The sequence below is a fragment of the Natrinema sp. LJW11 genome, assembly GCF_056135975.1.
Genome location: NZ_JBWBDM010000004.1, coordinates 240,989 through 258,083 on the forward strand (window position 1 = coordinate 240,989; position 17,095 = coordinate 258,083).

The window sequence follows — 17,095 nt, forward strand, 5'->3', positions numbered from 1 at the left end:
ATCGGCTGGGGAGGGCGTGGCGATTCCCTGTTGCCACGAGAGCAGAGCCCTTCTCTCATCGAACTCACTACTGAGAATCCGCCCAGTAAACACGTCTACAAGGTAGTCAAATCAAATTGTGAATCGAATTATATTGGTCGTAATCGGTACTAAAGGAACGGTTCTACGATAGCTCGGCTACTCACAGGAGCGGCTCGAGCAACCCGTCACCCGCCTCGAGCAGTTCCCGAACTCGCTCCTCGTCCGCAGCCTCGGCGTACACCCGCAACACTGGCTCGGTCCCGCTCGGACGGACCAGCAACCACGACCCGTCGGCCAGCAGGAGCTTGAAGCCGTCGGCGGTGTTGATATCCTCGACCGCGGTTCCCGCCACGGTCGCGGGGATTTCGTCCTCGAGGTCCGCGAGCACCCGCGCCTTCTCGTGGTCGGGACAGTCGACACTACTCTTGTCCTGGACGACGGTGCCGTGTTCTGAGAGCAAACGGTCGACGCGCTCGTCCAGCGGTTCCGCGGCGTGCATCGCACTCGCGAGCAACGCCATCAGGACGCCGTCTTTCTCGCGAACGTGGCCGCGAACGGTGAACCCGCCGGATTCCTCGCCGCCGACGAGTGCGTCGCCCTCCGCCATCGCTTCCGCCACCCACTTGAAGCCGACGGGGACTTCGCGGACGGACTCGCCGTGGGCCTCGGCGACCCGGTCGATCAGGTAGGTCGTCGAGACGGTTCGGACCGCCGCGCCCGACTCCGTCTCGAGCAGGTAGTCGTAGAGCGCGGCGAAGAACAGGTTCTCGTCGAGATAGCCGCGTTCGGGCGTGACGACGGCGATGCGGTCGGCGTCGCCGTCGTTGGCGATCCCGAGGTCGACACCGCTTCCGTCGTCCGTCACTGCCGCGATCAGGTCCGTCAGGTTCTCCGCGGCGGGTTCGGGCGAGCCGCCGCCGAACGCCGGATCGCGCTCGCACCGATACCGCTCGAGGGAGGCCCCGGCGCGCTCGAGGAGCGCATCGGTCGTGTCGCGACCGCTGCCGTGCATCGCGTCGTAGGCGACGGTCAGCCCCGAGAGGTCGGCGCTGCCGGTGATCGACTCGACCAGCTCGAGGGCGGCGTCGGCGTGGGGTTCAGCGAAGTCGACCGCTCGAGCAGTTCCGTGTTCGTCCTCGGGAAGTGGGTCGGGCTCGGCGAGTCGCTCCGCGATGGCGTCGGTGACGGCGGGGAGGGCCGGCGCGCCGTCCTCGGGAATGAACTTGACACCGTTGTACTCCGGTGGGTTGTGCGAGGCCGTAATGACCAGTCCGCCCGCGAGGTCGCGGTCGACGATCGCGTAGGCGACGAGCGGCGTCGGCCGATCCCGATCCGCGAGCAACACGTCGAACCCGTTCGCACACAGCACCCGCGATAGCTCCTCGGCGAACCCGCGCGAGGTCTCTCGAGCGTCGTACCCGACTGCGACCGGCCCCTCGAGCCCCTCGTCGGTCAGATAGGTGGCGACCGCCTGCCCCACCATCCGAACCCGCGGGGCCGTGAACTCCTCGAGCGTCGCCCGCCAGCCGTCGGTGCCGAAACTGATCGTCTCCATGGTGCGGTGGTCGACAGCCGGTGCGAAAAAAGCGACGGCACGGGCCGGCGAGTGCGACTCGCACGGGCTGAATCGATCGAAGGAGTCCGGATCAGGCGTCGATGTCGGTGAGCCGCTGTTCGAAGAGTCGTTCGCCGGTCTCCTCGCAGGTGACCGCGACGACCTCGTGTGACGTACAGCAGGATTCGACGACCTCCTCGCCCATCCGCACGTCGCCGCCGGACGGACAGGTCTCGAGGAACATCCGGAGACCGTTGAGCACCTCGCCTCTCGTCTCGGGGGGGTAGGCGAGCCAGTCGGAAACCCACGGCTCGAGGGCGCGACTCGCCGCGATATCGGCCAGCAGGGCGGCCCGCGAGGGCCAGCGGCCCGCGGCACCGGACCGAGAGAGCAGCGACCACGACTCGTTCCGTTCGCTGAGTTCGAACTCGTCGGGATCGGCGTCGAATCCGAACGCCTCGACGGCCGCCGTGGCGTCGATGCCCGACTCGTCGAGGGCGTCGATCTCGTCGAACCAGTCCGCCTCGAAGTCGGCGGTGAGACAGAGGTCGTCCCGATCGTCGCAGGGCTCGAGGATGTCGTGCTCGAGGAACAGCGTCTCGAGATCGACGGGGGCCGGTTCCTCCTGGGGTGCAGTCGATTCGCCGGGGGTAGCGCTACCGTCGTCGGTGTCGAGCGCCTCGGTCTCGTCGAAGCTGGTCACGTCCCCGGCGTCGGCGGGGTCGGCGCCGCCGAGACCGCTGGCCACGTCCGGTTCGGGGTCCTTGCCGAACCAGCGCAGGATTTCGGGCGGGAGATATCGCTTGGTGAGCGTCGGCGTTCCGGGGACGAGATACCCCCGGAGATAGATCAACGCCACCGAAACGCCGACGGCGAGGAGACCGCCGAAGCGGGATTTCCGCGCGATAACGGAACCGAGTACCGCCGCGATACCCAGATTCAAGATGGTACACGGTTCGCATCGGTTCTCACCGGTGTATTCGGGCTGTCTGAGATCGTCGACGACGTCGAGTTGCATCTCGAGAGAACGATTAGTCTCTCGAAACATCTATTTTTCGGACGGTGTGTTCGAGATAATAGTGCCGACGACGGGACTCGCTCCCGGCTTCGGGAGCACCGGAGCGGTGACCGGCAGGCGAAAGAGCACCGAATCGTCGACTCCCGACCGCGAGCGCGGTCGGGCCTCAGTCGAGGTCGACGAGCCGTTCCTTCGCCGCGCGGCGCAGTTGCTTGATCTCGTACTCGCGGGACATCGCGGCCGACTTCGAGTCGAACCGCTCGTGGTATCGAAGCTCGATCGGCGTTCGTCCGCGGGTGTACTTCGCTCCCTCGCCGGCATCGTGTTCGGCGACGCGGCGCTCGAGGTCGGTCGTGTAGCCGGTGTAGAGCGATCCGTCGGCGCACTCGAGTACGTAGACGACGTGATCGGTCATCGCTCGTGGCCAGGTGGGAGAGCGTAAAAAGTGTCCGGTTCGTGGAACCGCGCGGTCGCTGGTCGTGTGGGCGTCAGTCGCGTGTCGATCGCGATGGTCAGGTGCCGCGAGCGCGCTCTTTCGCGGCTTCTGCGATTCCGGCGTTGGCCGAACAGCTCACGCACGCGTGGATCTCGCCGTGTTCGTCGGCGAAGACGCGAGCGAACCGTTCGGAGACGTGCGCGCCGCAGTGGTCACACTTGGGCATTGGTCACACCGGCCGGAGCCGGTACTCAAATCTATCGAGTGGGTGGTTAAATATCCTTCCCCAAACACTGTATGAGTTTTCGGTAGTGGAAACTATTTTTCCGTAACTAGGTGTGGGTGTCAGTCACGAGCGTCGTCTATCGCTCGCGCGATAAGGGTCGCCTGAGCCCCGGCGACGAACCCCGCGTCGATGTTGACGACCGATAACACGGTACAGGACTGGAGCATCCCGGCGAGGGCCGCCTCGCCGTCCCCGGCGTGGCCGTAGCCGCTCGAGACCGGAACGCCGATGACCGGGGTGTCGACGAGGCCGGCGACGACGGTCGGGAGCGCCCCCTCTCGGCCAGCGGCGACGAGCAACACGTCCGCCGCGCGGAATCGATCGAGCTGGTCGAGCGTCCGGGTGAGCGCCGCGACCCCGATATCGTCGACCCGGTCGACCGTCGCACCGGCGTCCAGACAGACGAGTTCCGCCTCGTCGGCGACCGGTCCGTCGACGGTCCCACCGGTCGCGATCCCGACCGTCGCGTCGAGCGACGGCGGGTCGTACACCGGCGTCGTTACCCGGACCGCCCCGCTTCGTCGGTCGATCGTCGCCGTCGGAGCCGTCTCGTCGAGGTGGGCCTCGAGCCGCTCGAGCTGTTCGTCGGAGACCCGCGTGAGGAGCGCCCGCCCCGTCGTCTCGAGCGCGGTTTCGGCCAGTGCGACGACCTGCGGGGCTGTCTTCCCCTCGGCGAAGATCGCTTCCGGGACCCCGCGACGCCGGTCGCGGGCCGCATCGAACCGACCCGCCTCGCCGGTGACGTAGCCTCTGAGTTCGGCTTCGGCAGCCGCCGGCGACAGCGAGCCGTCGGCGACGGCTTCGAGCAGTTCGCGCATACTCGTCCTCCGCGACCGACGTACTCGAATCCGTCGGCCCGGTCTCGAGACGGACCGGGACCGGCGACCCCAGTCGCTGAACGTGCGCACGAGCCCCGGAGGGCCGCGCGCGAGCCGGATCCACCGGTTCGAGAGCGGCGAAAATCGGGTCGGCCACTCATCGAACATATACTTTCCGGTGATCCGGGTCGTCGAAACGGGCGAATCAACCGCTGCAACCCCCGTATTTCCGTCGCTAAGCAGAAATCTTATATGGGGGAACGCGAAACGAATACATCGTATGGCAGACCTTATCGTCAAAGCCGCCGTTAAGGAAGCGCTCGATGACAAAAACGTCGCCTCGGATTTCTACGACGCACTCGACGAGGAAGTCTCGGAACTGCTCGACGACGCCGCCCGCCGCGCAGAGGCTAACGACCGGAAGACGGTCCAGCCCCGCGACCTGTAAGGCAGCTATCTGAGCGATTTTTTGCGGACGCAACCCGACGTAGCGTAGCTACTGAACCGATCGCCGGGCCGGTCCCCGTTCGGGGCCCCCGATCGCCGACTCGAGTTTTTTGCCCCTAGTCGTGGTAGGAGCGGGATATGCTACGGAGACTACTGATCGCCTTCGGACTCGTCGAGATCGTCGCGCCGGAGCCGATCATCAGACTGTGCGAGCGGATCGGCCTGCGAAACCCCGCCGCGACCCGGCGGCGACCGCTGGCGCTGACGGGCGCTCGACTCGAGGGCCTGCTCTTCGTCTGGCTGCTCGTTCGCGGGCGCGAGGGATCGACGCTGATCACCGCCGGGCTCGGACTCGCCGGGCTGGCACTCGTGCTCGTCCCGCGACCGATCATCACGATCAGCCAGCACTTCGTCTACGTCAACACCGAGGATCTCGAGTTGCGGCCCTGGGTGGAGCCCGCGGCGCGCCTGCTCGGCGTCCTCTACCTGACCGTCACGCTGCTCTCCCGGAGCACGGGCGAGGGGACGACGACCGACCGGACGCGCGACGAATCGGACCGGTCGCCGCGCCGACTTCGGCTCCCCCGAGGTGACGGCTGAACCGATGCGAGCCACGAACCGAACGCTGGCGATCGGGTTCGGCCTGCTCGAGGTGATCGCGCCCGACGCGGTCATCGAATTCGGCGAGCGACTCGCGTTCGAAAATCCCGATCAGGGCCGGTTACGACCGTGGACGATTCCGATCGCCCGACTCGAGGGGCTGGCGTTCGTCTGGCTACTCCACCGTGACGATGGGCTACCGGCGGGCGTCGAAACGGGGATCGTCATCGGCGGCTGTCTCATGGCGTTGCTCCCGCGAACGGTCGTCGATTGGGGGCTCGGAACGGCCTACGAGAACCCCGACGAACTCGAGCTGAAAGGCTGGGTGATACCCGCGACTCGCCTGCTCGGAGCGGTCTACCTGATCGCTGGGCTGTTCTCGCGGCCGGTCGATGCGCCACGCGACGCGGGAGGTGACGACTGCGAACGGGCGGCGTGAGGTGGGATCCGGCAGTCGACGCGTCAGTAACGACGTACCTCGACGCCACCCTCGGTGCCGACGTAGGTCGCGTGGGCCGACCCGACGAACAGGCCGTGTTCCACGACGCCCGGAATCCCCGAGAGCCGCGTCCCCAGCGCGTCGGGGTCGTCGATCGGGCCGAACGCGCAGTCGAGGACGAGGTTCCCGTCGTCCGTCACGACCGGGCCGTCCTTTCGCTCGGCGTCTCGGAGCGTCGGCTCGCCGCCGAGGTCCCGAATCCGCTCGGCGACGACCGTGTGGGCGTCGGGATGAACTTCGAGCGGGACCGGGCGCTCGAGGCGATCGCTCAGCTTCGAGGGATCCGCGACGACGACGAACCGGTCCGCCGCCGTATCAACGAGTTTCTCGCGCGCGTGTGCCGCGCCGCCGCCCTTGATGAGCGCCCCGTGGGCCGTCGCGTCGGGATCGTCGACCACCTGATCAGCGCCGTCGATCGCGAGGTCGACCCCGTCGACCGCGTCGAGTTCGGTCAGTGGAATGCCGACCTCGAGGGCCAGTGTTCGGGACTGGAACGAGGTCGGGATCCCGCGGATCTCGAGGCCGTCGTCGACGGCTCGACCGAGCGCCCGGATCGCGTGGGCGGTCGTCGAGCCGGTGCCGAGCCCGACGACGTCTCCGTCTTCGACTTCCTCGGCCGCACGTTCGCCGGCGTCTCGTTTCGCGTCGGTAGAGCCACCCTCCGTCTTCATGCGTGTCAAAGCGGGCGGCGACGGGAAAAACGTTGTAGCTCGGCGGCCTCGGTCAGAGGTCGACGCGATCGAACCGCCAGAGCCCGAGCCCGAGCGGGATGAGCGCCCAGATCGCCAGCAGGACGAAACCGAACCACGGTTCGGCGAGGAGCGGGAGCGTTCCGTCGGTCAATCCCGCGGTCTCGTACGTGCTGGCCACCGTGAACTGATTATCGCTGAGCACGGCGGCGATCGCGGAGCCGTACGCGGCGTCGGGCGTCAGCGAGTTCATCGCGATGAACCAGTCGGGGAAGGTACTGGGGAAGAATTCGCCCTCGACGACGTAGAGCAGCGCCTGCACGAGGAAGCTCCAGAGGAACCAAAACAGCACGATCAGTCCGAACGCGCCGATCGCGGCTTTGGTCGTCGATCGCGTCATCGAGGAGATACCGACGCCGATACAGACGTAGACGAACCCGAACAGCACCGTCACCAGCGTGAAGGTGACGTAGTCGACGATCGAGACCTCGCCGATGAAAGCGACGAGACCGATCAGGCCGACGCCGAAACCGATCAGGATCGAGACTGCGACCACCGCCGTTCGACCGAGCACCTTCCCCACTACGACGTCACGCCGACGGTGTGGCAGTCCGAGGAGGAACTTCAGGCTCCCGCTCTCTCGCTCGCCGGCGATCGCGCCGTAGCCGACGACCAGGGCGATGACCGGGACCAGAAAGCCCGCCGGCGTCTGCAGTGCGAGGATCAGATCCATCGTCGTGTCGCCGCCGCCGGAGTCGAACAGCTCCGATAGCCGCGACGCGAGGAACGCGCCGCCGACGGTAAACAGCGAGAACAGCGCGATGAGGCCGAGCAGTACCCGGGATCGCATGGCGTCGCGGAAGTCCTTCTTCGCGACGACGATCGAACTCACTGTACCACCCCCGTACTACCGGCCGAATCGGACGTGTAGGCCATGAACAGATCCTCGAGAGAGGATTCGTCGGTTTCGAAGTCCTCGACGGTCACGCCGTACTCCTCGATGGTGTGCAAGACGGTCGTCTTCGCCCGGTCCTCGCAGGCGACGACGATGGTTCGACCCTCGGGCGTCACCGACGAGACGCCGTCGACCGATTCGACCGCCTCGAGCGCGGCCGAGGAGTCGTCCGGAACGCGGTCGAGGATCACGCGAAGCCGGGTCTCGTTCGGCATGGCGTCGCGAAGCCCGTCGACGGTGTCTTCGGCGATCAGATCGCCGTCCCGGAGGATGCCGACGCGGTCGCAGACCGCCTCGACCTGGCCGAGGACGTGCGAGGAGAAGAAGACGGTCGCGCCGCGGGCGTTCTCTTCGCGGATGATCTCGCGCATCTGGCGAGCGCCGTTCGGATCGAGTCCCGTCGACGGCTCGTCGAGGATCAGCAGGTCGGGTTCGCCGACCAGCGCCGTCGCGAGCATGAGTCGCTGGGCCATTCCCTTCGAGTAGCCGCCAGCCTTCCGGTCGGCATCGTCGCTCGAGAGCCCGACTCGCTCGATGAGTTCGTCGGGGTCGTCGTCGGCTCGTTTCGATTCGATCGCGAACTCGACGTGCTGACGGCCGGTCAACCGGTCGTACAGTTCGGCACCCTCGGGGAGGATGCCGGTCCGCTCGCGGATCTCGAGGCTGTCCGACTGGGCGTCCAGATCGAAGACGCGCACCTCGCCCTCGGTCGGTCGAATGAAATCGAGGATGAGGTTGATCGTCGTCGACTTCCCCGCACCGTTCGGGCCGAGGAAGCCGTAGATCTCGCCGCGTTCGACGGCGAGATCCAGTCCCTCGAGGGCCGTTTCGGTACCGTACCGCTTCGTCACGTTCGAGATGTCTATGGAGGGCACTGTTTAAGTATCGTAGTTTTTCGAGGTACAAATAGGTTGTCTCATCGGCCCGGAAAGCGGCGACACGAGGGAACGTCACGGTACCCGCACCCTCGGCCGCCAGTGAACGGCGATGCGACGAACGGCCGGCCGTCCTCGCCGCTGGTATCGCGGCGACCCATCGTGCTGTCAATGGAAAGATCTTTAGTTAGTGTTTCTTGTATATCACGTGGAGAGTGATACGATGAACGAACGCACTCCACGTCCCGTCGGTCGAGCGGGTGTCGACCGACACCGGTGGTCCCGCGCCCGAACGAACGACCGCTCGAGGCGGGTGAGATGATGCTGGAGCACGCCCTCCTCCCCTTACAGACCGACGCAGGCGACCTGATGATGTACTTTCTCATCGGGACGTTAGTCCTCCTCCTCATCACGATCGGCATCGCTTACTGGGTGTACAAGGACGCCTCGAAACGCGAGAACAACGAACTCTTGTGGACGATCGGCGTTGCCGGACTCCTCTTCCTCTTTCCACCGCTGGGGGTTATCGCCCTCATCATCTACGTCGTTATCCGCGGTGACGTGACGAGTGGAGAACCGTCACAAGACGGAGCTGTCAGTAGCGAGTGGTAGGAACGTCGCCCGCGATCCGCGGTCAGTGACCGCTTGCGGGCCGCCGTTGCGCCGAACCTTTTTTGGAGCGTCCGTGGTCGAACGCGCATGGCGACTTCGGGCACGGCCGTCACCCTCTCGAACGTCCGCAAGACCTATCGGATCGGCGAGCCGGTTCACGCGCTCGACGGCGTCTCCCTCGAGGTGCCGCGGGGATCCTACACCGCGATCATGGGACCGAGCGGCTCCGGGAAATCGACGCTGATGAACCTCGTCGGCTGTCTCGACACGCCGACCGAGGGCACGGTCGTCGTCGGGGGTCGCGAGGTCGGGGCGCTCGGGGACCGCGAACGGACCCGGCTTCGAGGGACCGAAGTGGGGTTCGTCTTCCAGACGTTCAACCTGATGCCGCGGCTGAACGCCGTCGAGAACGTGGCGCTGCCCCAGCTGTTCCAGAACGTCGGCCGCTCCGAGCGCCGCGAGCGTGCGCGTGACCTGCTCGAGCGCGTCGGCCTGGCCGATCGGGCGGACCACCTGCCGAACGAACTGTCGGGCGGCCAGCGCCAGCGGGTGGCGCTCGCCCGGGCGCTGGTCAACGACCCGGCGATCGTGCTGGCCGACGAGCCGTCGGGGAACCTCGACACCGACACCGAGGCGGATATTCTGGACCTCTTCGACGAGTTCCACGGCGGCGGGACGACGATGCTCGTCGTCACGCACGAGCGCCACGTCGCCGAGCGGGCCGATCGGATCGTCCACCTGCTCGACGGGGGAATCGAGCGGATCGAGGACCTCGAGGGGGGCGACGGGGCGCGGACGGGACCGACGACCGACAGCGGGTCGGGACGCGGGGGACGGCGGAACGGCGGAGGCGACGCCGAATGAACCCGCTCGAGAGCCTCCGTCTCGCGTGGCGGTCGATCCGCGGCCATCGGCTCCGATCGGCGCTGACGACGCTGGGGATCGTGATCGGCATCGCCGCGGTGATCACGTTCGTCACGCTGGGTGCGAGCCTGCAGGCCGGCGTGATCGGAGATATCAGCCCCGACGATCAGCGCAACGTCTACGGTTGGGCCGCCGAACCCGATACCGAGGGCGGCCCGCTGGCGGGCGCACAACCGGTCTTCACGCCGGACGATCTCGCGGCCGTCGAAGACCTCGATGAAGTCGAGGCGGCCTACGGCTACGCGACGATTCAGACGCAGGCGCTCTCGAACGGCGAGGAGCAGGTCGCACAGGGCAACGGGTTGATCGCCTCGGGACCCTCGTACATCCGCGAGGAGCGACTGGTCGAGGGCAGGCAGTTCGAGATGGGCGAGCGCGAAGCGGTGATCAACCCCGCGGCGGCGAACCAGTTCGAGGAGAACGTTAGCGTCGGCGACGAACTGACCGTGACGATACTGGGCGGCCAGGAAACGACCCTCGAGGTGGTCGGCATCACCGACACCAGCGAGGGGCTGAGCCCGTTCGAGGGGTTCGAGTCCTCGCCGCGGGTCTACGTGCCGACGGACCCCTACTACGCGGAACAGGCGGCCGGACTGGGATTCGGGGGCGACGGTGAGAGTAACGGCGGCGGAACCGAGAGCGACGGCGACGGAAGCGGTGGCAACGAGAGCGTCAGCAACGAAAGCACCGGTAACGAAAGTGCCGGTGACGGAAGCGGTGCCGACGGAGGCGACGCGAGCAGCGACGCTCGGTTTCTGGCGATCATCATCGAGGCCGAATCGGCCGACCAGTCCGACATCGACGCCGCCCGCGAGAGCGCGACCGACTACCTCGAGAGCGACCGATCCGACGCGAGCGAACTGCTGAGCGACGACCTCGAGGTGCAGTTTCGGACGAGTACGGAGCTGCTGGGTCAGCTTCAGGACGTACTGGATCTGCTGCGGAACTTCATCGTCGGCATCGCGGCCATCTCCCTGCTCGTCGGCTCCATCGGGATCGCGAACATCATGCTCGTCAGCGTCACCGAGCGGACCCGCGAGATCGGGATCATGAAAGCCGTCGGCGCGCAGAATCGCGACGTACTCGGCCTGTTCCTGACCGAATCGGTGATTCTGGGCGTGATCGGCGCGATCCTGGGAACGGGGCTGGGGCTCGTCGGCGGCTATCTGGGGGCGCAGTACGTCGATCTCCCGCTCGTGTACCCGCTCGAGTACGTCGCGATCGCCATCGCCGTGGGGATACTCGTCGGGGTTCTCGCGGGGCTGTACCCGGCCTGGCGAGCCGCGCGGACGGATCCGATCGACGCGCTGCGGTACGAGTGAAAAACGAGGCTCGAGCGATTATTTCGGCTCTCGATCGGAGCCGCGGTCGCGCTCTCCGCCCACGTATCGATCGTCCGCTCGTTCGCTCGAGCCGCCGCCCTCGAGCCCTGCATCGGATTCGCGACCGAGCTCGCGGTCCGATCTCGATCTGACATCGGCTGAGCGAGACGATTCCGTCGAGCCCGTCTCGAATCCCACCGTCTCGCGCGTTCGTCGGTGCTGAGCGGGGTATTCGCGCGCGAGGTACGCGCCCAGATAGCCGCCGAGTAGCGACAGGCCGACGGTATAGAGGAGGATGAAGGCCCCGACGCCGAGGATCACGAGCGAGAAGAGGGCGATTCCCTCGACGGGGATGCCACCGGCCAGTCCGAGACTGAGGAACCCAAAGAGGAGGAACCCGATCCCCGCGATGGGAAGGAACGCGATCGCGCCGGCCAGCGCGCCCGCGACCGCGCCCGCTCGCTCGTCCGGTCCCTCGAGGAATCCCGCGATTACCCCACCGAGGGCGGGAGAGAAGGGGATAAACGAGAGGACGACCCCGATGATAGCGCCAATACCCGCGTTGACGATCGTTCGGCTCCGTACCATACCGAACCAAAGGGTAGCAAAGAGAAAAGTGGCGGTGGTCAAACGGTGTCTGCCGTCGGTGCGCTCGAGGGGTCGGTTCGAACGGAACGGGACTCATACGGTCTGCTAGCACCGTATCATGACACACCCCAATCGGGGTCGTGGGTGGGCCGAAACTGCCGTACAGTCGTCCGTATCAGTCGTTGGTGATCCGTGAACTCGAGTCCTCGAAGGTCGTCTCCGTCCCACCTGGGTCGCTCGGCGACTCCTCCGGGTCGTCTTCGATGAGTTCGGTGAACGTCGCGTCGCTGTTTACCTCGTCGGCGAGCAGGTCGACGGCTTCCACGAAGACGGCGACGAGCAGCGGACCGACGACGACGCCGATCGCGCCGAGGGTGAAGAGACCGCCGGTGAACCCGACGAAGTAGAGGCTGCCGGAAAAGCCGGCCGACCGTCTGGCGAGTCGCGGGCGGACGGCGACATCGGGGAGCCAAGCGATGAGGCCGAGACCGAGCACGCCGATCAGCGTCGCCGCGACGAGGTCGCCGACGGCGACGTGATAGAGCGCGATCGGAACGACGAGCATGCTCGGGCCGATGATCGGGACGAACTGCAAGACCGCGGCGACGATCGCCAACGTCATGGCCGCCTCGTAGCCCAGCGCCCAGAACAACGGGTATGCGACGGCGAGCGTCGCAAGCGACGTCGCGAGTTGCAGGACGTAGATGGCGTACAGCGTCTCGCGGGCCCGCTGGGCGAGCGCGTAGACGACGTCTCGGTAGCCGTGTGGAATCGGCGCGACGGCGGCTCGGCCCGCCTCGTCGCCCTTGAGCAGCAATCCGAACAGGAGGACGACGAACAGCGCGAACTTGATCGCGAGCACCGGCAGCGCGAGCGCGAACGAGGTCGCGGCCCCGCTGAGAAGATCGAGGACGGAGGCCTGGATCTGCCCGGCCTCGAGCACGTAGGTCATCCCGAAGACGGACATCGACAGCTCCCGCGGCAGCGACGCGACCAGGGCGACGACCTGCTCGAGTCGAACGTAGAGCGCGATGACCACCGGCGAGAAAACGGCGACCGCGCTGACGAAGCCGATCAGGGTCGCCGCGAGCGCACCGGTCCACTCGGTGAGCCCGCGTCTGACGAGCCAGCTCTGGACCGGCATGAGGACGTACGCCACGGTGAGGGCAAAGAGGATCGTTCCGAGTACCTCGAGCAGAATGCCAGCGGTCACGACGCCCAGTGCGACGACGACTCCTGCGAGGACGTACGGACGGCGTCTATCCGCGCTCTCGGTCCCGGAACTGATCCCTGACACAGCCGTGAGTCTCACCCGACGAACAAAGTCTTTCGGCTCGAGCGGCGGGACTCGGAGGAATCGATGGCAATCACGGGCCTTAAGACCACCTGGTGCAACCACCGGGTAATGAATCGACGAACGTTCGTCGGCGCGGTCGGTGGCAGCGCGGTCGCCGGCGTCGCCGGCTGTTTGACGCGCGATGGGAACGGGGACGGAGACGAGAGCGACGGGACCCTTCGAATCGCGACCTACGAGTCGATGGTTGACGGCAAGAACCCGGCCGGGACGTGGCTCAAGGAGACGTTCCAGGAAAAACACGACGATGCCGAACTGGAGTGGGTCGTTCCGAGCGACGGGCTCAATCAGTACATCAATCGCGAGCAGCGAAACTCCGAGTACGATGTCGATATCTACTTCGGACTCAACGTCGACGACCTCGTCCGAGTCGACGACACTCTCGAGGAGGGCGGCCTCTTCCGCGAACTCGACATCGACCGGATCGAGCGCGCCGGGCGAATCCGCGACGGGCTCGACATGGGCGATCCGCACGGTCGCGTGCTCGCCTACGACACGGGCTATATCTGTCTCGTCTACGACGAAACCGTCGTCGCCGAACCAGAGACGCTCGACGATCTGACCGAGACGGCCTACGAGGACGCGCTGCTCGCCCAGAACGCCCAGAGTTCCGATCCGGGCAAGGCGTTCCTGCTGTGGACGATCGACGCCTACGGCGAGGACGGCTATCTCGACTACTGGCGTTCCCTCGACGAGAACGGGGTTCGTATCGTCGGCGACTGGAACGATTCGTATGAGTCCTACACGGCGGAAGATCGGCCGATGGTCGTCTCCTACTCGACCGATCAGGTGTTCGCCGCCGACGCGGACAGCGACATGAGTCGGCACCAGATCGCGTTTCCGAACGATCAGGGGTACGCCAACCCCGAGGGGATGGGGATCTTCGAGGGAGCGGCGGACGTCGATCTCGCCTACGACTTTTTCGATTTCGCCCTCTCGAACGAGGCCCAGGCGGTCATCGCCCAGCGCAACGTCCAGTTCCCGGCCGTCGAATCGGAGTACGTCGACCTCGACGAGGAGTTCGACCGGTACGCACACGTGCCGCCGGAGGCGGTGACGATCGGTTACGACGACCTCCGGGGTAACCTCGACGGCTGGGTCGAAGACTGGGCGCGCGAATTCGCCAGCCAGTAGCCCTGTGTCTCGACCGGAACGGTCCGAGCGGGAAGCCGGACTTCGACGGCGATCCGCCACCGCTCGCCGCTGGCTCGAGCGCCGCGCGCTCGCCCTGACGGCGCTCGCGACGGCCGTCATTCTCGCCGTCATGCTCTACCTTCCGGTTGGCGTCGTCTTCGTCAACGCCGTCGTCGACGACGGCGTGGCGAGCCTCGCGTTCTTCCGCGCGGTCCTCACCGACCCGTTCTATTTCGGGGTGTTCGCGGACGTCTTCGCGGAGCCGCTGGCGGTTCGCGGCCACCTCGAGTCGCTCGTCGGCTGGCTCGGGGCCGTCTCGGTCTCGGTGTCGCTCGAGTACCCGCTCCCCGGCGTTCCGCTGCCGGTCCCGCTGCCGAGTCTCGAGCTCCCGGCGTTTCGAAAGGGACTGTTCGGCTTTACGGCCTATCAGGCCGCGTTATCGACGATCGCGAGCGTCGCGCTGGGACTGCCAGCGGCGTACGTCCTCGCGAACTACGAGTTCCGCGGTCGACGAACGCTGCGCTCGCTGACGATCCTACCCTTCGTCCTGCCGGGAATTATGGTCGCCGTCGGCTTCTACGCGATGTTCGGGCGATCGGGGACGCTCAACCAGCTCCTCGGGCTCGCCGGAGTCGGGCCGTTCCCGTTCATCGAGTGGAACCCGCTCGCCGTCGTGATCGTCGCTCACGCGTTCTACAACGCGCCGCTGATCGCTCGCGTCACGATCGCCGCCTGGGAGTCCGTCGACGTCCGGACCGTCGAAACCGCCCGCAGTCTCGGGGCGAGCCCCCGCCGGGCGTTTCGGGACGTGGTCGTCCCGCAGCTCCTGCCGGCCGTCCTGACCGGCGCATTGCTGACCTTTATCTTCACGTTCATGACGTTCCCCATCGTGCTCGCGCTGGGCGGCCTGCAGCTCGCGACCGTCGAGGTCTGGATCTACGATCGGGTCCGACAGCTCGCCTACGCCGAGGCCGCGACGCTCGCGATCCTCGAGACGTTCCTCTCGCTCGGGCTGACCTACGTCTACCTCCGATACGAGTCCGCCCAGTCAGGGCTCGCTCGAGCGACCACCGCGCCGTCTCGAGAACCGCTCTTTCCGGATCTTCGGACGGCGCTCTCGCCGCGCAGACTGGCGATCGTCGCCTACGGACTCGTCACCGTCGTCGTCTTCGTCGGTCCGATGGCGAGTCTCGTCGTCGGCAGCGTGACCGACGGAAGCGGGTTCACGCTGCGCCACTACGCGTTCCTGCTCGAGCGCCAGCTCGAGGGGGCCGACTACCAGACGCTGCCGTGGATCGCGATCCGAAACTCGCTGCTGTTCGGGGTCGCGACGCTGCTCGTCGCCGTGCCGATGGGCGTGATCGTCTCGGTGGTGACGGTCCGCGCGGGCCGGGGCGGGGCGATCGTCGACACGCTGGCGATGCTCCCGCTGGCCGTCAGCGGCGTCGTCTTCGGAATCGGCCTGCTACAGGGGCTCGTCTTCGGCATCCCGCTGCCCGGCGGCTGGCGGTTTCAGGTGACGGGCGCGGTCGCGATCGTCGCCGCCCACGCCGTCGCGGCCTACCCCTTCGTCACGCGCAACGTCTCGCCGCTGCTCGCGAATCTCGACCCGGCGATGGTCGAGTCCGCTCGAGCGCTCGGGGCCTCTCGATACCGCGCGCTTCGGGACGTCGAACTCCCGCTGGTGGCCGGCGGCATCGTCGCCGGAGCCGCCTTCGCCTTCGCCATCTCGATCGGCGAGTTCTCTTCGACGGTGATTTTGGCCAGCGGTAGCGAGGCGTACACCATGCCCGTCGCCGTCGAGCGCTATCTCGGTCGCCGCTCCGGCCCCGCGATCGCCATGGGTACGGTGCTGTTGGGCGTCACGGCCGCGAGCTTCGTCGTCGTCGACCGCGTCGGCGGGAGGTTCGAGCGATGACCGAGCTTCGCCTCGAGGGCGTTTCGAAAGTCTACGGTGAGACCGGCACCGACACCGTCGCGCTCGGGGGCGTCGATCTGACGGTCCGCGACGGGGAGTTCTTCACCCTCGTCGGCCCCTCCGGCTGTGGAAAGACGACCACGCTGCGGACGATCGCCGGATTCGAGGAGCCGACCGAGGGAACCGTCCGCTTCGCCGGTCGGGAGATGGCCGGCGTCCCGCCCGAACGGCGGGACGTCGGCGTCGTCTTCCAGAGCTACGCGCTGTTTCCGCACATGAGCGTCGCCGAGAACGTCGGCTACGGCCTCCGGTTTCGGGAGCCGCCGGACGGACTGTCGGTCGACGAACGCGTCGCCGACCTGCTCGAGCTGGTCGATCTCGAGGGGGTGGGGGAGCGCAGTCCCGAAGCGCTGTCGGGCGGTCAGCAACAGCGGGTGGCGCTGGCTCGAGCGCTCGCGCCGGCGCCGGACCTGCTCGTGCTCGACGAGCCGATGAGTGCACTCGACGCACGGCTCCGGGAGTCGCTGCGCAGGCAGCTCAAACGGATTCAGTCCGACCTCGAGATCACGACCGTCTACGTCACCCACGATCAGGCGGAGGCGCTGGCGATCTCGGATCGGCTCGCGGTCATGAACGGGGGCCGCGTCGAGCAGGTCGGCCGCCCGCAGGAGATCTATCGCGAACCCGCGACGCGGTTCGTCGCGGAATTCGTCGGCGACAACAACGTCTTCGACGGTGAGGTTCGGAGTCGTGAGGGTGGGTACGCACAGGTCGAGGTCGGCGGCGAGCGATTCACGCTGCCGGTATCCACCGGAACCGATCGGCTCGCCTTCTGCGTGCGGCCGGGCGCGCTCTCGGAGTCCGCGGAGCGAAATCGACTGACGGTGAGCGTCGAAACCAGCGAGTTTCTCGGCGAAACCGTCCGCGTCAACGGTCGATGGAACGGATCGCGGATCGTCCTCCAGCGTCCCGCGGTTCCCGAACGCGAGGAACTGACGGTCGGGTTCGACCCCGACGACGCACACGTCGTCAATTCGAACTGAG

General features: G+C 66.8%; 19 protein-coding genes. 9 read left to right on the plus strand and 10 right to left on the minus strand.

Annotated features, from left to right (window positions below; translation table 11 throughout):
- Positions 1-181: 181 nt before the first annotated feature.
- From AC0QDI_RS13005 to larB, 5 genes are all read right to left on the minus strand, one after another.
- Positions 182-1,576: a phosphoglucomutase/phosphomannomutase family protein gene (locus tag AC0QDI_RS13005; protein ID WP_474668775.1), complete on the minus strand. Its 1,395-nt coding sequence runs from the start codon at positions 1,574-1,576 to the stop codon at positions 182-184.
- A 91-nt stretch (positions 1,577-1,667) separates the two neighbouring features.
- Positions 1,668-2,594: a DUF8054 domain-containing protein gene (locus tag AC0QDI_RS13010; RefSeq protein WP_474669237.1), complete on the minus strand. Its 927-nt coding sequence runs from the start codon at positions 2,592-2,594 to the stop codon at positions 1,668-1,670.
- Positions 2,595-2,760: 166 nt separating this feature from the next.
- Positions 2,761-3,009: a GIY-YIG nuclease family protein gene (locus tag AC0QDI_RS13015; protein ID WP_474668777.1), complete on the minus strand. Its 249-nt coding sequence runs from the start codon at positions 3,007-3,009 to the stop codon at positions 2,761-2,763.
- 97 nt (positions 3,010-3,106) lie between these two features.
- The gene (locus AC0QDI_RS13020; protein WP_006184973.1) at positions 3,107-3,256 is read right to left on the minus strand and encodes a DUF7563 family protein; all 150 of its coding nucleotides are present in this window, start codon (positions 3,254-3,256) and stop codon (positions 3,107-3,109) included.
- 119 nt (positions 3,257-3,375) lie between these two features.
- Positions 3,376-4,134, minus strand: coding sequence for a nickel pincer cofactor biosynthesis protein LarB (gene larB / locus AC0QDI_RS13025; RefSeq protein ID WP_474668779.1), 759 nt, complete (start codon positions 4,132-4,134; stop codon positions 3,376-3,378).
- Positions 4,135-4,414: 280 nt separating this feature from the next.
- Here larB and AC0QDI_RS13030 point away from each other — a divergent pair, with 280 nt between their 5' ends.
- The 3 genes from AC0QDI_RS13030 (at position 4,415) to AC0QDI_RS13040 (ending at position 5,620) form a co-directional block, all read left to right on the plus strand.
- Positions 4,415-4,582 carry a DUF1931 family protein gene (locus tag AC0QDI_RS13030; protein WP_008013450.1) on the plus strand — a complete coding sequence of 56 codons (168 nt, stop codon included), beginning with the start codon at positions 4,415-4,417 and terminating at the stop codon, positions 4,580-4,582.
- Between the two features lie 137 nt (positions 4,583-4,719).
- A complete protein-coding gene (locus tag AC0QDI_RS13035) occupies positions 4,720-5,181 on the plus strand; it encodes a hypothetical protein (protein ID WP_474668781.1) in 462 nt (153 codons plus the stop codon).
- 4 nt (positions 5,182-5,185) lie between these two features.
- Positions 5,186-5,620: a hypothetical protein gene (locus AC0QDI_RS13040; RefSeq protein WP_474668783.1), complete on the plus strand. Its 435-nt coding sequence runs from the start codon at positions 5,186-5,188 to the stop codon at positions 5,618-5,620.
- Positions 5,621-5,643: 23 nt separating this feature from the next.
- Here AC0QDI_RS13040 and rpiA read toward each other — a convergent pair whose 3' ends face one another.
- Genes rpiA through AC0QDI_RS13055 form a run of 3 tightly spaced genes read right to left on the minus strand, consistent with a single transcriptional unit; the run spans position 5,644 to position 8,199 of the window.
- On the minus strand, positions 5,644-6,351 hold the full coding sequence (gene rpiA / locus AC0QDI_RS13045; RefSeq protein WP_474668785.1) for a ribose-5-phosphate isomerase RpiA: 708 nt from the start codon (positions 6,349-6,351) through the stop codon (positions 5,644-5,646).
- A 52-nt stretch (positions 6,352-6,403) separates the two neighbouring features.
- Entirely contained in the window at positions 6,404-7,261 is an 858-nt protein-coding gene (locus AC0QDI_RS13050) for an ABC transporter permease (protein ID WP_474668787.1), read from the minus strand.
- Positions 7,258-8,199, minus strand: a complete 942-nt coding sequence (locus AC0QDI_RS13055; protein WP_474668789.1) for an ABC transporter ATP-binding protein — start codon at positions 8,197-8,199, stop codon at positions 7,258-7,260. The genes AC0QDI_RS13050 and AC0QDI_RS13055 overlap by 4 nt, the downstream gene beginning before the upstream one ends.
- Positions 8,200-8,517: 318 nt before the next feature.
- Here AC0QDI_RS13055 and AC0QDI_RS13060 point away from each other — a divergent pair, with 318 nt between their 5' ends.
- The 3 genes from AC0QDI_RS13060 to AC0QDI_RS13070 all read left to right on the plus strand — a co-directional run bounded on the left by AC0QDI_RS13060 (position 8,518) and on the right by AC0QDI_RS13070 (position 11,057).
- Positions 8,518-8,811 carry a hypothetical protein gene (locus tag AC0QDI_RS13060; protein WP_474668791.1) on the plus strand — a complete coding sequence of 98 codons (294 nt, stop codon included), beginning with the start codon at positions 8,518-8,520 and terminating at the stop codon, positions 8,809-8,811.
- Positions 8,812-8,898: 87 nt separating this feature from the next.
- Positions 8,899-9,675 (plus strand): ABC transporter ATP-binding protein, encoded by a 777-nt coding sequence (locus AC0QDI_RS13065; RefSeq protein ID WP_474668793.1) that lies wholly within the window; start codon positions 8,899-8,901, stop codon positions 9,673-9,675.
- A complete protein-coding gene (locus AC0QDI_RS13070; RefSeq protein WP_474668795.1) occupies positions 9,672-11,057 on the plus strand; it encodes an ABC transporter permease in 1,386 nt (461 codons plus the stop codon). The genes AC0QDI_RS13065 and AC0QDI_RS13070 overlap by 4 nt, the downstream gene beginning before the upstream one ends.
- Positions 11,058-11,075: 18 nt before the next feature.
- On the opposite strand, the gene AC0QDI_RS13075 is transcribed toward AC0QDI_RS13070, so the two are convergent.
- Both AC0QDI_RS13075 and AC0QDI_RS13080 read right to left on the minus strand, forming a co-directional pair.
- Positions 11,076-11,645: a DUF5518 domain-containing protein gene (locus AC0QDI_RS13075; RefSeq protein WP_474668797.1), complete on the minus strand. Its 570-nt coding sequence runs from the start codon at positions 11,643-11,645 to the stop codon at positions 11,076-11,078.
- A 175-nt stretch (positions 11,646-11,820) separates the two neighbouring features.
- A complete protein-coding gene (locus AC0QDI_RS13080) occupies positions 11,821-12,942 on the minus strand; it encodes an AI-2E family transporter (RefSeq protein WP_474668799.1) in 1,122 nt (373 codons plus the stop codon).
- Positions 12,943-13,050: 108 nt separating this feature from the next.
- Here AC0QDI_RS13080 and AC0QDI_RS13085 point away from each other — a divergent pair, with 108 nt between their 5' ends.
- The 3 genes from AC0QDI_RS13085 to AC0QDI_RS13095 are packed head-to-tail and all read left to right on the plus strand — an operon-like array spanning position 13,051 to position 17,094.
- Positions 13,051-14,133: a thiamine ABC transporter substrate-binding protein gene (locus AC0QDI_RS13085; protein WP_474668801.1), complete on the plus strand. Its 1,083-nt coding sequence runs from the start codon at positions 13,051-13,053 to the stop codon at positions 14,131-14,133.
- Between the two features lie 4 nt (positions 14,134-14,137).
- Entirely contained in the window at positions 14,138-16,051 is a 1,914-nt protein-coding gene (locus AC0QDI_RS13090) for an ABC transporter permease (RefSeq protein ID WP_474668803.1), read from the plus strand.
- Entirely contained in the window at positions 16,048-17,094 is a 1,047-nt protein-coding gene (locus AC0QDI_RS13095; RefSeq protein ID WP_474668805.1) for an ABC transporter ATP-binding protein, read from the plus strand. The genes AC0QDI_RS13090 and AC0QDI_RS13095 overlap by 4 nt, the downstream gene beginning before the upstream one ends.
- Position 17,095: the final 1 nt, after the last annotated feature.

What these genes read in the sequence shown, in the direction of transcription:
- larB (WP_474668779.1), bottom strand. Translation starts at nt 4,134, where the DNA reads ATGCGCGAACTGCTCGAAGCCGTCGCCGACGGCTCGCTGTCGCCGGCG.
- AC0QDI_RS13010 (WP_474669237.1), bottom strand. Translation starts at nt 2,594, where the DNA reads ATGCAACTCGACGTCGTCGACGATCTCAGACAGCCCGAATACACCGGT.
- AC0QDI_RS13035 (WP_474668781.1), top strand. Translation starts at nt 4,720, where the DNA reads ATGCTACGGAGACTACTGATCGCCTTCGGACTCGTCGAGATCGTCGCG.
- AC0QDI_RS13015 (WP_474668777.1), bottom strand. Translation starts at nt 3,009, where the DNA reads ATGACCGATCACGTCGTCTACGTACTCGAGTGCGCCGACGGATCGCTC.
- AC0QDI_RS13020 (WP_006184973.1), bottom strand. Translation starts at nt 3,256, where the DNA reads ATGCCCAAGTGTGACCACTGCGGCGCGCACGTCTCCGAACGGTTCGCT.
- AC0QDI_RS13060 (WP_474668791.1), top strand. Translation starts at nt 8,518, where the DNA reads ATGATGCTGGAGCACGCCCTCCTCCCCTTACAGACCGACGCAGGCGAC.
- rpiA (WP_474668785.1), bottom strand. Translation starts at nt 6,351, where the DNA reads ATGAAGACGGAGGGTGGCTCTACCGACGCGAAACGAGACGCCGGCGAA.
- AC0QDI_RS13070 (WP_474668795.1), top strand. Translation starts at nt 9,672, where the DNA reads ATGAACCCGCTCGAGAGCCTCCGTCTCGCGTGGCGGTCGATCCGCGGC.
- AC0QDI_RS13095 (WP_474668805.1), top strand. Translation starts at nt 16,048, where the DNA reads ATGACCGAGCTTCGCCTCGAGGGCGTTTCGAAAGTCTACGGTGAGACC.
- AC0QDI_RS13005 (WP_474668775.1), bottom strand. Translation starts at nt 1,576, where the DNA reads ATGGAGACGATCAGTTTCGGCACCGACGGCTGGCGGGCGACGCTCGAG.
- AC0QDI_RS13075 (WP_474668797.1), bottom strand. Translation starts at nt 11,645, where the DNA reads ATGGTACGGAGCCGAACGATCGTCAACGCGGGTATTGGCGCTATCATC.
- AC0QDI_RS13030 (WP_008013450.1), top strand. Translation starts at nt 4,415, where the DNA reads ATGGCAGACCTTATCGTCAAAGCCGCCGTTAAGGAAGCGCTCGATGAC.
- AC0QDI_RS13065 (WP_474668793.1), top strand. Translation starts at nt 8,899, where the DNA reads ATGGCGACTTCGGGCACGGCCGTCACCCTCTCGAACGTCCGCAAGACC.
- AC0QDI_RS13040 (WP_474668783.1), top strand. Translation starts at nt 5,186, where the DNA reads ATGCGAGCCACGAACCGAACGCTGGCGATCGGGTTCGGCCTGCTCGAG.
- AC0QDI_RS13085 (WP_474668801.1), top strand. Translation starts at nt 13,051, where the DNA reads ATGAATCGACGAACGTTCGTCGGCGCGGTCGGTGGCAGCGCGGTCGCC.